Annotated in this window: 12 protein-coding genes and 1 riboswitch; of the genes, 8 read left to right on the top strand and 4 right to left on the bottom strand. The window is 63.2% G+C overall.

Features of this window, described 5'->3' with window-relative positions; translation table 11 throughout:
- Nucleotides 1-95: 95 nt before the first annotated feature.
- The gene (gene xseA / locus JI744_RS11355; RefSeq protein WP_202660914.1) at nucleotides 96-1661 is read right to left on the bottom strand and encodes an exodeoxyribonuclease VII large subunit; all 1566 of its coding nucleotides are present in this window, start codon (nucleotides 1659-1661) and stop codon (nucleotides 96-98) included.
- Nucleotides 1658-2233, bottom strand: a complete 576-nt coding sequence (locus JI744_RS11350) for a hypothetical protein (protein WP_202660905.1) — start codon at nucleotides 2231-2233, stop codon at nucleotides 1658-1660. The genes xseA and JI744_RS11350 overlap by 4 nt, the downstream gene beginning before the upstream one ends.
- 64 nt (nucleotides 2234-2297) lie before the next feature.
- Between JI744_RS11350 and purD the strand changes: the two genes are divergently transcribed.
- The 5 genes from purD to ptsP all read left to right on the top strand — a co-directional run bounded on the left by purD (nucleotide 2298) and on the right by ptsP (nucleotide 8876).
- Nucleotides 2298-3560 carry a phosphoribosylamine--glycine ligase gene (gene purD, locus JI744_RS11345; RefSeq protein WP_202660903.1) on the top strand — a complete coding sequence of 421 codons (1263 nt, stop codon included), beginning with the start codon at nucleotides 2298-2300 and terminating at the stop codon, nucleotides 3558-3560.
- Nucleotides 3561-3732: 172 nt separating this feature from the next.
- Complete coding sequence (locus tag JI744_RS11340; protein WP_202660901.1) at nucleotides 3733-4341, top strand: hypothetical protein; 609 nt, start codon at nucleotides 3733-3735, stop codon at nucleotides 4339-4341.
- 14 nt (nucleotides 4342-4355) lie between these two features.
- Nucleotides 4356-5096: a COG4705 family protein gene (locus JI744_RS11335; RefSeq protein WP_236019398.1), complete on the top strand. Its 741-nt coding sequence runs from the start codon at nucleotides 4356-4358 to the stop codon at nucleotides 5094-5096.
- A gap of 111 nt (nucleotides 5097-5207) precedes the next feature.
- The gene (locus JI744_RS11330; RefSeq protein ID WP_202660897.1) at nucleotides 5208-6464 is read left to right on the top strand and encodes an aspartate kinase; all 1257 of its coding nucleotides are present in this window, start codon (nucleotides 5208-5210) and stop codon (nucleotides 6462-6464) included.
- Between the two features lie 171 nt (nucleotides 6465-6635).
- On the top strand, nucleotides 6636-8876 hold the full coding sequence (gene ptsP / locus JI744_RS11325; protein ID WP_202660895.1) for a phosphoenolpyruvate--protein phosphotransferase: 2241 nt from the start codon (nucleotides 6636-6638) through the stop codon (nucleotides 8874-8876).
- Nucleotides 8877-8920: 44 nt separating this feature from the next.
- On the opposite strand, the gene JI744_RS11320 is transcribed toward ptsP, so the two are convergent.
- Nucleotides 8921-9622 carry a hypothetical protein gene (locus JI744_RS11320; RefSeq protein WP_202660893.1) on the bottom strand — a complete coding sequence of 234 codons (702 nt, stop codon included), beginning with the start codon at nucleotides 9620-9622 and terminating at the stop codon, nucleotides 8921-8923.
- A 98-nt stretch (nucleotides 9623-9720) separates the two neighbouring features.
- A riboswitch (SAM riboswitch) is annotated at nucleotides 9721-9798 on the top strand.
- A 54-nt stretch (nucleotides 9799-9852) separates the two neighbouring features.
- Here JI744_RS11320 and metZ point away from each other — a divergent pair.
- The 3 genes from metZ to JI744_RS11305 all read left to right on the top strand — a co-directional run bounded on the left by metZ (nucleotide 9853) and on the right by JI744_RS11305 (nucleotide 13864).
- Nucleotides 9853-11034, top strand: coding sequence for an O-succinylhomoserine sulfhydrylase (gene metZ / locus JI744_RS11315; RefSeq protein WP_202660891.1), 1182 nt, complete (start codon nucleotides 9853-9855; stop codon nucleotides 11032-11034).
- A gap of 124 nt (nucleotides 11035-11158) precedes the next feature.
- Nucleotides 11159-12247, top strand: a complete 1089-nt coding sequence (gene folE2, locus JI744_RS11310) for a GTP cyclohydrolase FolE2 (protein WP_202660889.1) — start codon at nucleotides 11159-11161, stop codon at nucleotides 12245-12247.
- A gap of 168 nt (nucleotides 12248-12415) precedes the next feature.
- Nucleotides 12416-13864 (top strand): TrkH family potassium uptake protein, encoded by a 1449-nt coding sequence (locus JI744_RS11305; protein ID WP_202660887.1) that lies wholly within the window; start codon nucleotides 12416-12418, stop codon nucleotides 13862-13864.
- Here JI744_RS11305 and JI744_RS11300 read toward each other — a convergent pair whose 3' ends face one another.
- On the bottom strand, nucleotides 13865-15592 hold the full coding sequence (locus tag JI744_RS11300) for a serine protease (RefSeq protein ID WP_202660885.1): 1728 nt from the start codon (nucleotides 15590-15592) through the stop codon (nucleotides 13865-13867).
- Nucleotides 15593-15596 lie beyond the last annotated feature (4 nt).

Genomic DNA, 15596 nt, shown 5'->3' with positions numbered 1-15596 from the left:
GAAGGGCGGGTTTTATAAATTCTGCATCTTTTCAGTATTTTAATTAAATAGATTAAAGCAACAAGCCGGCCAGCGCTTGTGATTTCCCGACATTCTCAGAAAAGGTTGCCCTGTTCTGGTCTGTCGCCCGGCTTGGCCTTGCGGGCGGGGGCGCCACCCGCTGTCAGGCGGCCATCGTGGAATTCAATCTCCAGCACATGGGCCTTGGCGGCTTCGGCCTTTGTCGTCACCACATGGCCATCGGCGCGTATCACGGCATAACCGCGCCGCAGCGTTTCGGTATAGCCAAGGGTCGTGCGGGTGCGGTCCAGCGCGTCAAGCCGGCGGGCAAGATCGGCAAAGCGGGCGGCGGGGGCGGCATCAAGCCGGGCAGAGAGGGTGGCAAGTTTGGCGCGCCCCTCGGTCTGTTGGCGCTGGGTTTGGGCGATCAGGCGGTGCAGGGCGGGGGCGAGGCGGCTGGCCCATTTGTCGAATGCGGCGTGGCGGGCATCAGCGCGACGGTCAAACCTTGCGTCAAGGTCGCTTGCACGTTTGTGCAGGGCGTCCTGGCGGCGGGCGATCAGGCTGGCCAGCATCTCTGGCCGCAGCCGGGCAGCGCGTTCAAAGACCGTGCGTTTGCGCGCGGTTGCAATGCCAAGCGCGCCAGACAAGCGGCCTGACCACAGGTCGAGCCGCTGGGCCGGGCCGGACAACAGCGCATCCAGTCGGGGAAGCGCGCGCGCCAGATCGCGCAGGCGCTGATCGCGACGCTGATGCCCCTGGCTCAGACCGCGCAGGAGGCGGGCCGACAGGCTTTCCACCGTGGCCAGCAAGTCCAGTCGCACCGGAACCGCCAGTTCCGCCGCCGCCGTGGGCGTTGGCGCGCGCAGATCAGCGGCGTGGTCGATCAGGGTGGTATCGGTTTCGTGCCCCACGGCAGAGATCAGCGGGATGCGGCTGGCCGCCGCCGCGCGGACCACGATTTCTTCGTTGAACCCCCACAGATCCTCCAGCGATCCGCCCCCCCGCGCCACGATCAGCACATCGGGCCGCGGGATCGGGCCACCCGGTTCCAGCGCGTTGAAACCGCGGATGGCGGCGGCCACCTGTGCCGCGCAATCCTGCCCCTGCACCGCCACCGGCCAGATCAGCACATGGCGGGGAAAGCGGTCGCGCAGGCGGTGCAGAATATCGCGGATCACGGCCCCGCTGGGCGAGGTGACGACGCCAATCACTTGTGGCAGATAGGGGATCGGCTTTTTCCGGCCCGGATCAAACAGCCCCTCGGCCTGCAAGGCCGCGCGGCGTTTTTCCAGCATCGCCATCAGGGCGCCCGCGCCCGCTGGTGCCACATCTTCGACGATCAACTGGTATTTCGACTGGCCGGGGAAGGTGGTCATCCGGCCGGTGGCGATAACCTCCATTCCCTCTTCCGGGCGGACCTGCATCTTGGCGACCTGCCCCTTCCACGAGATCGCGGCGATGACCGAGCGGTCATCTTTCAGGTCGAAATAAAGGTGGCCTGAGGCCGGGCGGCTGACGCGCCCCACCTCGCCGCGCACGCGAACAAGGCCGAACTCGCCCTCAATCACCCGCTTCACTGCGCCGGACAGTTCCGACACGGTGTATTCGGGCTGGTTGCCGGAAGGGGCGGGGGCGGGGGCGTCTTCGAACAGGTTCATGGGGCCAGTCTTGCCACGAAACTGTGGCGTATTGGAAGATGAGGCGGCCAAGGCCCTTCTGTAAACCACAGAAACCCGCCCGGTATCAGAAGTGCGAATGCCGCAAGGGATGTTACGGCGCCGAGTTTTGCGAGAACGGCCAGAACTATCCCGACTGCAAGCAGCCCCCAGCCAAGAAGTTGCAGATTCAGCGATAGAGGCGATGGCCAGATATGTTCAGGGTCATCGTCGGTAAACTCCTGCGCGCGAAGCGCACGGGTTCTTTGATATGTCTGAAGCAGGCCGAGTGGTCTGCGGCTTTCGGTCAGCTTTAGCCCGTTCAGGTTTGTCATAGGCGTGTCGGGTTTGGTCAGCCATGTGCGGAGCGCATCAGCCACGAACAGACTTGGCGTCAGCGGCTCTTGTGCAATTGCAAGCAGGTATAGAAAACGCTTCATTTCAAGGATAATCTCGGCCAGGGCCTGATCTGAAGGGGGTTTGCCAAGAAAGGGCGCCCTCTGCCGTGATTTCAGGTCAGAAACGGACAAGAGAGAAGCGGTCTCTATGCGTCTCCATAAAGCCTCGTCTTGCATCCTTGTCTCCTTGTCTGCCGGACAGTAAGACCCCAATCAGAAAAGGCCAAGCGGGGGGCGCGCCATGAACATCCTCATTCTCGGGTCCGGCGGGCGCGAACATGCGCTGGCTTGGGCGGTCAAGCAGAACCCCAAGACCGACCGGCTGATCGTGGCACCGGGCAATACCGGGATTGCCCGCGTGGCCGAATGTGCGAGCTTGGACATTCTGGACGGGGCCGCCGTGGTGGCCTTTTGCGAGGAGAACGCGATTGATTTCGTGATCGTCGGGCCAGAGGCCCCCTTGGCGGCGGGCGTGGCCGATGCAGCCCGCGCGGCGGGCCTGCTGACCTTTGGCCCAAGTGCGGCAGCGGCGCGGCTGGAGGCCTCGAAAGCGTTCACCAAGGAAATCTGCGATGCCTGCAATGCGCCCACGGCAGGCTATGCCCGGTTCACGGATGCGGCGGCGGCGAAAGAGTATATCCGGGCCACGGGCGCGCCTTTGGTCGTCAAGGCCGATGGGCTGGCCGCTGGCAAGGGCGTGATCATGGGGATGACCGAGGCCGAGGCGCTGGCGGGCATTGACGAGATCTTTGGCGGGGCCTTTGGCGCGGCTGGCGCGGAAGTGGTGATTGAAGAGTTCATGGCAGGCGAAGAGGCCAGTTTCTTCATCCTGTGCGACGGGGTGAATGCCCTGCCCATCGGCACCGCGCAGGATCACAAGCGGGTGGGCGATGGTGACACCGGCCCCAACACTGGCGGCATGGGGGCCTATTCGCCCGCGCCGGTGCTGACCGACGCGATCCAGAAACAGGCGATGGACGAGATTGTTCTGCCGACGATTGCCGAGATGGCGCGGCGCGGCACGCCCTATCAGGGTGTCCTGTATGCCGGGTTGATGATTGAAAATGGCCGCAGCCGGCTGGTCGAATACAACTGCCGCTTTGGCGACCCGGAATGTCAGGTGCTGATGATGCGCCTTGGCGCACAGGCGCTGGACCTTTTGCTGGCTTGTGCCGAGGGGCGGCTGGATCGGGCGCAGGTGACATGGGCCGAAGATCATGCGCTGACGGTGGTAATGGCGGCCAAGGGTTATCCGGGCAGCTATGAAAAGGGCAGCGTGATCAAGGGTCTGGGCCGGCTGCCCGAGGACAGCCGCCATATGTGCTTTCATGCCGGAACGGCGGAAAAAGACGGGCAGATCGTGGCCAATGGCGGGCGCGTTCTGAACATCACTGCGCGGGGCAATGATCTGGCCGAGGCGCGCAACCGCGCCTATGCGATGATCGACCACCTGAGCTGGCCCGAGGGGTTCTGCCGGTCCGACATCGGCTGGCGGGCCTTGTAAGGCCGCGCGGCCCTGACGGGAATGTGATGGGCAGGATGCCTGTTTGGCACCCTGCACCCCCCGATCTACAACCTGAGTTGTATGGCCTGACGCACGCCTGATGGGCAGGGTTCCGGGGCTGGGCGGCCATGGGACTGCCTGCCATAAAGGGACAATCACCTTGCGACAAATCATGCTGGCGATCGCGCTGATCGCCCTACCTGTCGGGCTTTTCGCCGGGGTGGAAATCTGGACACGCTCTGCGCCGCAAGGGGCCGGGCTGGGGGATGTGTCGGCGATGACGGCCATCGTTGCAGGTGTGCAGGCGCTGGCCGACAAGGGCGATCTGGCTGGGGCTGCGCTGCGGGTCACCGATCTGGAAACCGCCTGGGATGACGCGCAGCCGGTGTTGCAACCGCGTGATCCGGTGGCTTGGGGTGCGCTGGATGGCCGGATTGATGCGGTGCTTTCCGCCTTGCGCGCCACCCAGCCCCAAAGTGCCACTGTCAGCATCGCGTTGGCCGACCTGTCAGACGCGCTGGCCCATCCGGCGGCTGTTGCCGCGACGGGTGCGGTTGCGCAGGTTGCGGGCATTGCGGTGACCGATGCGGGGGGCCACCCCCTGCCATGCGAGGCGATGCTGACCACGCTGCGCGAGGCGCTGGCCGCAGCCACACCGCAACCGGCCAATGCGGCCACGATTTCCGACCTTCAAGCCCGCGCCACCGAGCGCTGCAACGCCGATGATGATGCCCATGCCGATGCCTTTTCGGCACAGGCGCTGGCTTTGGTGACGAAATGACCGTTGGAGCTGTCATGGACGATTTGCCCCGCAACCGCGTACCCGAAGTCACGCTGGACTTTTGGCTGATCAAGCTGCTGGCCGTGACGATGGGCGAAACGGCGGCCGATTATCTGGCCGTTAATCTTGGCTTTGGGCTGACGGCGACCTCGCTGATCATGGCGGTGGTGCTGGCCGGTGCGCTGGTTGTGCAATTCGCGCAGCGCGGCTATCGGCCCTGGGCCTATTGGCTGGCGGTTGTTCTGATCTCGATCGTGGGCACACTGGTGACCGACAATCTGGTGGATAGCTTTGGTGTTTCGTTAATCACCACCACCGTCGGATTCAGCCTAGCGCTGGCCGCGACCTTTGCCCTGTGGTTCGCGTCAGAGCGCAGCCTGTCGATCCACGAAATCTTTACCTTCCGGCGCGAGGCATTCTACTGGCTGGCCATTCTGTTCACCTTTGCACTGGGAACGGCAGCGGGCGATCTGGTGGCCGAACAGTTCGGTCTGGGCTATGGCGCGACGGGTATCCTGTTCGGCATGATCATCCTGTCGCTGGCCTGCGGCTATTTCTGGCTGGGGCTGGACGGGATTCTGGGCTTTTGGCTGGCTTATATCTTTACCCGACCGCTGGGGGCTTCTTTCGGCGACCTGCTGTCGCAGCCCGCCGATTATGGCGGCCTTGGATTGGGGACTGTCGTCACCTCGGCGCTGTTTCTGGCCGCGATCCTGGGGCTGGTGATGCGAATGATGGCCGGCCGGACGGCATGACCACAAAGGAGGCATTGCGGGCATCAAATGTCGCAAACGCGCATCGCCCCTTGCGCAGCACCGCCCCCCCGCATAAAGAAACGCCGATTTTCCGGGCTTGGGGGGAAGACCATGCCGCTTCTTGTGATGAAATTCGGCGGCACTTCGGTGGCCGATCTGGCGCGCATTGAAAATGCCGCGCAAAAGGTGCAGCGCGAGTTCGAGCGCGGCTATGACGTGATCGTCATTGTCAGCGCGATGTCGGGCAAGACCAATGAGATGGTCGGCTGGGTCGAGCAGACCTCAAAGCTGTATGACGCGCGCGAATATGATGCCGTGGTCGCCAGCGGCGAGAATGTGACAGCGGGCCTGATGGCGCTGCGGTTGCAGGAAATGGGCGTGCCCGCGCGGTCGTGGCAGGGTTGGCAGGTGCCGATCAACACCACCTCGGCGCATGGATCGGCCCGGTTCATCAGCATTCCGCGTGATAATATCGACGCGAAGTTCGCCGAAGGCTTCAAGGTTGCGGTCGTCGCGGGCTTTCAGGGGGTTTCGGCCGAAGGCCGCATCACCACACTGGGCCGCGGTGGCAGTGACACGACGGCCGTGGCCTTTGCCGCCGCCTTTGGTGCCGAACGCTGTGATATTTATACGGATGTCGATGGCGTCTACACCACCGACCCGCGCGTAAGTTCCAAGGCGCGCAAGCTGGACAAGATCGCATTTGAAGAAATGCTGGAACTGGCCAGCCTTGGCGCCAAGGTGTTGCAGACCCGCTCGGTCGAACTGGCGATGCGTTACAAGGTGCGCCTGCGCGTGCTGTCATCCTTTGAAGATACCGACGAGACCAGCGGCACGCTGGTTTGCGACGAGGAGGAAATCATGGAATCGAAAGTCGTCTCTGGCGTGGCCTTCAGCCGCGATGAAGCCAAAATGACCCTTGTGACCGTCGAGGACCGCCCCGGCGTGGCATCGGCGATTTTCGGCACGCTGGCCGATGCGGGTGTGAACGTGGACATGATCGTCCAGAACATCAGCGAAAAGAACTATGGCACCCACACGGGCGCTGTGACCGACATGACCTTTTCGGTGCCGACCAATCAGGTGGCGCGGGCGCAAAAGGCGATGGAAGATGCCAAAGCCGCTGGCCTTCTGGCCTATGACGATCTGATCACCGATACCGATGTGGCCAAGGTTTCGGTCGTGGGCATCGGGATGCGCAGCCAGGTCGGAGTTGCGGCCAAGACCTTTGCCGCACTGGCGGCGGAAAACATCAACATCAAGGTGATCGCGACCAGCGAGATCAAGATCTCGGTCCTGATCGACCGGAAATACATGGAACTGGCGGTGCAGGCGCTGCACGACGCATTCGAGCTTGACCGGCCCTGACACCGGGTCTGATCGGCGGAAATGGCGAAGGGCGGCTCCGGCAGAACGGGGCCGCCTTTTTGTTTCGCATCATCCAGTCGCTTGTGCCTGTGTGATCACATTGTCGCCAAATAAACCTTTCTTCAGCGCCCGTGGCGCATATAGATAACCAAAAGCACGAAAGTTTTTCCGATGTCCGAACGCAGCGAAAGCGACAGCCGCAAATTACTGCGCCGCCTGCGCGACGTGCTGGCAACCCCGGCCCAAGGGCAGGAGCGGCTGGACCAGATCACCCATCTGATCGCCGATTCGATGCGGACCGAGGTGTGTTCGATCTATCTGTTCCGCGATGCCGAAACGCTGGAGTTGTGCGCGACCGAGGGGTTGAACAAGTCCGCTGTCCACCAGACCCGGATGAAGCTGGGCGAGGGGCTGGTGGGCCGCGTGGCGCGCACTGGGCTGCCGGTAAACACGGCGAATGCCCCGGCGGAAAAGGGTTTTCGCTTCATGCCGGAAACCGGGGAAGAGATTTATTCCTCTTTCCTGGGGGTGCCGATTCAGCGGGTGGGCGAAAAGCTGGGCGTGCTGGTGGTGCAATCCAAGACCGCGCGCGAGTTTTCCGACGAAGAGATCGAGGCGCTGGAAGTCGTGGCCATGGTGCTGGCCGAGATGACAGAGCTTGGCGCGCTGGCGGGCGAGGGGATGCAGGCGCTGCACAAGCAGCCGGTCATGTTCCGCGGCGGCACGGGACAAGAGGGCGCGGCGGAAGGCCGGGTCTGGCTGCACGAGCCGCGGGTGGTGATCACCAATCCCGTGGCCGATGACCCCCTGACCGAGATTGACCGCATCCGCGAGGCGGTGGGCGTGCTGCGGGTGTCGGTCGATGACCTGCTCGAGGCCGAAAGTCTGGACAAGGACCAGAAGGCGGTGCTGGAGGCTTACCGCATGTTTGCCCATTCGCGCGGTTGGCTGCGCCGGATGGAGGAAGATATTCAACGCGGCCTTTCGGCCGAGGCGGCAGTAGAGAAAGAGCAATCCACCGCGCGTGCCCGGCTGGAACAGGCACAGGATTCCTATCTGCGCGACCGGCTGCATGATCTGGATGACCTGTCGAACAGGCTGCTGCGCATTCTAACGGGGCAGGGCAAGGACACCGGCGCAACTATGCCGGACAACCCGATTCTGGTGGCGCGCAACATCGGCCCGGCGGAATTGCTGGACTATGGCCGCAAGCTGAAAGGCGTTGTGCTTGAGGAAGGATCGGTTGGCAGCCATGCCGCGATTGTGGCCCGGGCGCTGGCGATTCCGATGGTTATCCACGCCAAGCGGGTGATTTCCGAGGCGCTGAACGGCGATCATGTTCTGGTCGATGGCGATCAGGGCGTGGTGCATCTGCGCCCCGACGATACAGTGGCGCGCAGTTTCCGCGACAAGATCGCCATGCAGGCCGAGGCGCAGAAACGCTATGCCAGCCTGCGCGACCTGCCCGCTATCTCGCTGGATGGACAAGAGGTCGCGCTCTACATGAACGCGGGCCTGATGGCCGATCTGCCCAGCCTTGAAGGCTCTGGCGCGCAAGGGGTGGGCCTGTTTCGTACCGAATTGCAGTTCCTGATCCGCAACCAGATGCCCAAGCGGGATGAGCTGGCCACGCTTTATGCCCGTGTGATGGATGCCGCCAAGGGGCGTCCCGTCGCCTTCCGCACGCTGGACATCGGGTCGGACAAGGTGCTGCCCTATATGAAGCCCAATGACGAGCCGAACCCCGCCATGGGTTGGCGCGCGATCCGGGTGGGGCTGGACAAGCCCGGCGTGCTGCGGATGCAGTTGCAGGCGCTGATCCGGGCGGCCAAGGGGCGGCCCCTGACCGTGATGTTCCCCTTTGTCGCCGAGTTTTCCGAGTTCATCGAGGCGCGGTCCGCCATGCTGCGCGAGTTGCATCGCGAGAAATCGCTGGGCCATGCGATTCCGGCCACGCTGGAAATCGGGGCGATGCTGGAAACCCCCAGCCTTGCCTATGCGCCGCAGGATTTCTTTGCGATGACCGATTTCATCTCGATCGGCGGCAATGACCTGAAGCAGTTTTTCTTTGCCGCCGACCGAGAGAATGAGCGGGTGCGCAAACGCTATGACACGCTGAACATCTCTTTCCTGTCCTTCCTGGAGGCGATTGTGCAGCGGTGCGCACAGACCGGCACGCGCCTGTCTTTCTGCGGCGAGGATGCGGGTCGACCGATCGAGGCGCTGGCGTTGGCGGCGATGGGGCTGCGGGTGCTGTCAATGCGGCCCGCTTCTATTGGGCCGGTCAAGGCGTTGCTGCGGCGGGTCGATCTGGGGCAGGCAAGGGCGGTGATCGACGAGGCGCGGCGGGCGGGTGAGGCATCGGCGCGGGACCGGCTGACCGACTGGCTGGCGGGGTTGCCGCAGAGTTAAGCAGTGCTGGCCGGGTGCGGTGCGTGAAATCGCGCACCATTCTGTTATTTCAACGCTTTGACCAGTTCGGCCAGATCGACGTTGATGGTCACGCCGAAATTCACTGGTGCCCCACCGGGCACCTGAAGGTGGCTGTCCAGCACCACTGCCTTGTTTCCCAAGGGCAGCTTTACCCCGCCGCCATCCTGCATGATACGAAAGCTGTAACCGGGCAGAAGGGGCACCGGAATGTCCTTGTCCTTGATCATGTCAAAGGCCAGCAGGCGAGTGGGGCGGTTGGCCAGAATGGGGGCAATCATGCCACCCGCAACCACCGTTCCCATGGTGATCATGCCGAATTTCCCCCAGCCGGAGGCGGCGCTCCATTCCTTGCCAAGCCGGTTCACATCGCGCAGCGCCTGTTCCTGCGCGCGCTTGGCCAGTTCCTGCACGATGGGCAGTTTGTAGAGCGCGCCGGTCACGTCCGACATATCACCCGCACGCGGGGTGGCGGGGCCTTCGCCGGGTTTCCACGCCGGGCCACCGGGGGCGGGCAGTTTCATGGTCAGGGGATTGGGCGGGGCCATGGCCAACCCCTGAAAGAAATCCTGTGACAAGACCCAGCGCGGGTTCAGCACCTTGTCCAGCCATTCACGCGCCGCCATGCGGGCGTTGATCTCGGCCAAGGTGGCTTCGATCTGCGGATCAAGGGTAAGCTGTTTGTCCAGCAGGCGGATGTGGGGCGGGCGATAGCCGAATTCGGACATGGGAAAACCTGTGGCAAAGGGGGCATCAAATGCCGGCAGCCTAGCACCAAAGCCGATTCGCTGCGAAGGGCGTTGACGTTTCTTTAGGCCGGGCGTATTTCCGGCCTTGTGGCAATTTGTGACCGGATTGCGGGCCACGTTAAACAAACCGCTAAAGAGGTAACGGGATGCTGTTCTCGCACCCCCGAGCCTTTGGTCTCGGGGGTTTTGTTATTCCAAGGGCCGGGAAAATGACGAAAAAGTGGAACACGCGCACGCAACTGGTGCATGAGGGCAGCCGCCGCAGCCAATATGGCGAGATGGCAGAGGCGATTTTCCTGACCCAGGGGTTCGCCTATCCCGATGCGGAATCTGCCGAGGCGCGGTTCATCAAGGCGGGCGATGATGAGTTCATCTATGCCCGCTACGGCAATCCCACGACCCGCACTTTCGAGGAACGCATCGCGGCGCTGGAAGGCACCGAGGACGCATTTGCCACCGCCAGCGGCATGGCGGCGGTATCCGGAGCGCTGACCTCGCTGCTGCGCGCAGGCGACCATGTGGTGTCGGCGCGCGCGCTGTTCGGATCGTGCCTTTATATCCTTGAGGATGTGCTGACGCGCTATGGCGTCAAGGTCACCTTTGTGGATGGTGCCGATCTGGACCAGTGGCGCGCGGCTGTCACGCCGGGCACCAAGGCGGTGTTCTTCGAGTCGATGTCGAACCCGACGCTGGAGCTGGTGGATATTCGCGGTGTCACTGAAATCGCCCATGCCGTGGGCGCGCTGGTGATCGTGGATAACGTCTTCGCCACGCCCATTTTCAGCCGCGCGGTGGAACAGGGGGCCGATGTGGTCGTCTATTCCGCCACCAAGCATATCGACGGACAGGGCCGGGCACTGGGCGGCGTGGTCTGCGGCACGCGGGATTATATCCGCAAGGTGCTGGAACCCTATATGAAGCACACCGGCGGCTCGATCAGCCCGTTCACGGCATGGATCATGCTGAACGGAATGGCAACGCTGGATCTGCGCTGCCGGGCGATGGCTGACAGCGCCCTGAAGATTGCACAGGCTCTGGAAGGTCACCCCAAGGTCACCAAGGTGATCTTTCCGGGCCTGCCCAGCCACCCGCAGCACGCGCTGGCGATGGCGCAGATGGGATCGGGCGGCACACTGGTGACGTTCGAGGTGGCAGGCGGCAAAGAGGCGGCCTTCCGCTTCATGAACGCGCTGGAGATTGCCAAGATTTCCAACAATCTGGGCGATGCCAAATCGATCGCGACCCACCCCACCACCACCACCCACCAACGCCTGCCGCAAGAGCAGAAGGACGCCCTTGGCATTACGCCGGGGCTGATCCGGTTCTCGGTGGGGCTGGAGGATGCGGAGGATCTGATCGCCGATCTGCATCAGGCGCTTGAACACGCCTAGCGCGATTGATGTCGCAAAGGTGATCCGGTGTCGCCTTTGCGCCGTAATCCTTCGGCAAGGCTTGGGTCGCGGGGCTATTTGCCCTATATGTCGGTCTTGCGCCTTTTGAACGGGGAGCGCTGCCATGAACCTTCATATGCCGGACCTTGACCGCAAGCCCAGCCGCGACGAGGCGGAAGCCGCCCTCGCCACGCTGAAGCTATGGGCTGCGCGTGCCAGCGAGGCCGAAATCGTGGACCTTGATCCGCAGGCAGGGGCCTTGGTGGGACAGGGTTATCCGGTGATGTCGCGCGACTATCCGGCAAATTTTCGCGCCGATGCCGCCTATAAGGACAGCCTGCCCGACCTGCAAAACGGCCCCTCCAGCCTGATTGTCGGCGAAAAGGCCGTTATCCAGCATGTCGGCATTTCAAATTTCCGCCTGCCGATCCGGTATCGCACCCGCGACAACGGGCCTTTGACGCTGGAAACCAGTGTGACCGGCACCGTCAGCCTGGAGGCGGAGAAAAAGGGCATCAACATGAGCCGCATCATGCGGTCGTTCTATGCCCATGCCGAGCGCGATTTCAGCTTTCAGGTGATCGAACACGCGCTGGAAGATTACATGCGCGACCTCGGGTCGTTCGATGCCCGCATCCAGATGCGGTTCTCTTTCCCGGTCAAGGTCGATTCGCTGCGCTCTGGTCTGCAAGGCTGGCAGTATTACGATATTGCGCTTGAACTGGTGGATAGTGCCGGGGTCAGAAAGCGGATCATGCACCTTGATTTCGTCTATTCCTCGACCTGCCCTTGCTCGCTGGAGCTGTCGGAACATGCCCGCCGCACGCGGGGGCAACTGGCGACGCCACATTCGCAGCGCTCGGTCGCGCGGATTTCAGTTGAGGTGAAAGATGGCCCCTGTCTGTGGTTTGAGGATCTGATCGATCTGGCGCGCGCCGCCGTTCCCACGGAAACCCAGGTGATGGTGAAGCGGGAAGATGAACAGGCCTTTGCCGAACTGAATGCCGCCAATCCGATCTTTGTCGAGGATGCCGCCCGCAGTTTCTGCGCGGCTTTGCTACGCGATGGCCGGATCGGCGATTTCCGCATCGTTGCCAGCCATCAGGAAAGCCTGCACAGCCATGATGCCGTGTCGGTCCTGACCGAAGGTCCGACCTTTGCCGCCGAAAGCCTGGACCCGCGGTTGTTTGCCAGCCTCTACCACGTTGGCTGAACCGCCTGTGGTTGGTGGTGCTGCCTCCGGCGGGAGTATTTGAAAAGGTGCAAATGCGGGGCCGCTCTTGCATTTGCACCTTTAGAAATACTCCGGGGGTGCGGGGGCTGGCCCTCGCTGTTGTCAGCCGGTTTGACGGATGCGATTTCAGCGCCTATCCCTCTGGGCATGATTGATCTTCGGCCCATTGCCTTTGTCGTCGGGCGTGTCCTGATCGTGCTGGCCATCCTGATGCTGGCACCGGCTGCGGTTGACTGGCGGAATGGCAATTCCAATGCCATGGATTTTCTGGAGGCGGCGATCATCACCGGGGTTGCCGGCCTCGTGCTGTCATTCGCCACAGCAAATGCGCTGGCGCGCGGGCTGACCCTGCGGCAGGCTTGGGCGATGACAGTGGCGATCTGGGGGCTGGCGCCGCTGTTCGGGGCGCTTCCCTTTGTGATGGGCGCACCGCATCTAGCCTTTACCCAAGCCTATTTTGAGGCGGTGTCTGGCATCACCACCACCGGATCGACGGTGATCGTGGGGCTCGACCATCTGCCTGACGGCACCAATCTGTGGCGGGGCCTGCTGAATTTCATCGGCGGGCTGGGAATCGCTTTTGTCGCCATGATCTTTCTGCCGGTGATGCGGGTGGGTGGGATGCAGTTTTTCCGCACCGAGGGGTTTGACACCTTTGGCAAGGCCCTGCCGCGCGCGACCGATATCGCGCGGCAGTTGGTGATCGTGTATTTCGGGCTGGCGGTGATCTGCGGCATCACCTATCGCGCCTTGGGCATGTCGCCGCTGGATGCGGTGGTGTGTGCCATGTCCACCATCGCCACCGGGGGCTTTGCGCCGATGGACATCTCGTTCCAGAAATACCCCGGGGCCATCGAATATGCGGCGGCGGCCTTCATGCTTTTGGCCAGCCTGCCATACATCCGCTATGTGCAACTGCTGAACAACCAGCCGCGCGCGATGTGGAACGACCCGCAGGCGCGGGCCTATCTGCGGTGGACGGCCTATGCGGTGGTGTCGGTGACGCTGTGGCGGGTGGCGACCTCTGATCAGGGGCTGGAGCCTGCCTTTCGCGAATCCCTGTTCAATCTGGTATCAATCCAGTCTTCGACCGGCTTCTTTTCGGGCAGTTTCGCCAGTTGGGGCGGCTATGCGCTGGTGGTGGCCTTTGTGGTCGGCGTGATCGGGGCCTGTTCGGGGTCAAGCGCTGCTGGCCTGTCGGTGTTCCGGGTGCAGGTGGCGGCGGCGGCGCTGGCGGCGCAGTTGCGTCAGATTGCCAGCCCCAGCCGCGTGGTAAAGGTCAAGTATGATGGCCGTGTGGTGGGGGAGGATGTGATCAGCGGGCTGATCCTGTTCATCACCGGCTATGTGTTCTTGCTGGGGGTGATGACCGTCGCCATGACGCTGCTGGGGGTGGATGTGATCTCGGCCCTGTGGGGTGTGTGGACATCCATCGGCAATGTCGGCTTTGGCTTTGGCCCGCTTGTGGCGCGGACCGGCACGTTCATTGATTACCCGGACGCCGCCGTCTGGATCATGACGGCGGCGATGCTGCTGGGGCGGCTGGGGCTGCTTGCGGTGCTGGTGATGCTGTTGCCGCGCTTTTGGCGCGACTGATCAGTTCCAGCAGGAGACGAGGACCGTCATCCCCAGCGCAGAGCGGTTCATCGCATCGGGTGTGGCGACCGGGGCGGCGGCGTCTTGCGCCGTGGCTGTCAGGCCTGCCTTGGTCATCGCATCCGAAAGAACCTGGGCCGAAGCGGCAAAGGCCACGCCTTCGGGCAGCGCCTTGCCCTGCGGCGCACCGCCGGGGATGAGGATGCCCACCACGCCGCCGCGCGGCTCGATCACCGGGCCGCCTCGGTCGCCATCCAGCACGGGCGCGGACAGGCGGGCAAGACCGGCTTCGCCATTCAGGCCCTTCGCCTCCTCAAACGTGCCAAGGGTCAGGACGGGGGCGGGCAGCTTGTCTTCGTAGGAATAACCCGCCACGGCCAGCTCGGTCCCGGGTGCGGGTGCGGGGGCAATTTGGGCAAAGGCGGGGGGCGACAATGGGCTTTTCGGCGTCAAGAGTGCAATGCCCTGATCGGTCAGGGTCACCGTTGCCTCTGTATCATGGTCAATCGTGATGCGGGTGCATTGGGCCACGGCATCGGCCACGGTGGCCACCGTGCCCTTGGCGTCAACGAAAAAGCCAGAGCGCGAGAGGGTCGGGCGCTTGACCTCCAGCCCGGCCAGAAGTCCCAGACGCACGGCATCCTCCATCGGCACCAGACCGGGGTCCAGCGCCTTGTCGCCAACCGGGCGGAAAGTCGATTTCAGGGCGGGCAAGATGCGGGCCATCTTGTCGGCCACAGCCGGTTTCCAGACCACAAGGTAGCCCTTGACCATGCCCCGGCTGGTCGCGGCATAGGCATAGCTTTGCACATCGGGGCCGGTGGCATTGATGGTAAAGTTGTCCTCGCCCTTTGACCGCTCGCCTTCGGGCGGCACATCTTTCAGGGTTTGCAGCAGATCATACAGGCCCGCCAGCGCCTCTGCCCCGCCGGGTTCGGAAATCAGCAGGATCTTGATACCAGAGCCGTTTTTCTCGCGGTATTTCACAAAGGGCGGTTCGTATCCGTCAAACTCCACCGCGCCGAAGGGCAGGGTGATCTCGATCCCCGCCTCGGCCACGCTTTCCGAACGAAAGCCGAATTCGGCCTGATCGGCGTCATAGCCGTCCAGCAGGGCATTGCGCTGCGTGGTGGTCAGGATGCCCGTCACCTCGTACCCCTTGGCCTCTTGCAAGGCGGCCATTGAGGCGCGGGTGCCCTTGCCAAAGGCGCCGTCATGGGCACCCGCGTAAAAGCCATACCAGCCGAGGGCCTTTTGCAGATCGACCCGCTGTTCGGGTGTCAGCAGCGCTTCAGAGGCGCGGGCCTCTTCGGGGGTTTCATCGGCGGGCTGGATCACGGTGGGGGCGACGATGGGGGCCCCGACCACAGGTTCATCGGGCGTCGTCACAACAGGGGCTGCGGTTGCCATGTCGATCACCTTGTCACGCAGGTCGCCACCGTCGGACACGAAAGCATCCCCAGGGATCAGCCCCTGCGACTTCAGGTCGTTCAACCGACCTGCCGCCTCGGCCGGAGCATAGGGGCCAAGGACAATGGCGATCCAGCCGGTGCGGGTTTTATAGCCCGTCACATCCGGGAAGATCGAGGCCCAGGCCTCGGCCCGATCCTCCGCCTTGGCCATGGTGGGCTGCGCCTCGACCTGAACCCAGGCGCTGTCTTGTGCCGCCGCTGCCGTGAAGATGCCGAAGGCGGCGACAATTGCCGCAAGCAAAGTCCGAAGTGCCATATAC

This window comes from Fuscibacter oryzae (genome assembly GCF_016765795.1).
GTDB classification, from domain to species: Bacteria; Pseudomonadota; Alphaproteobacteria; order Rhodobacterales; family Rhodobacteraceae; genus Fuscibacter; species Fuscibacter oryzae.
This window is presented reverse-complemented; position numbering and strand designations above follow the sequence as displayed.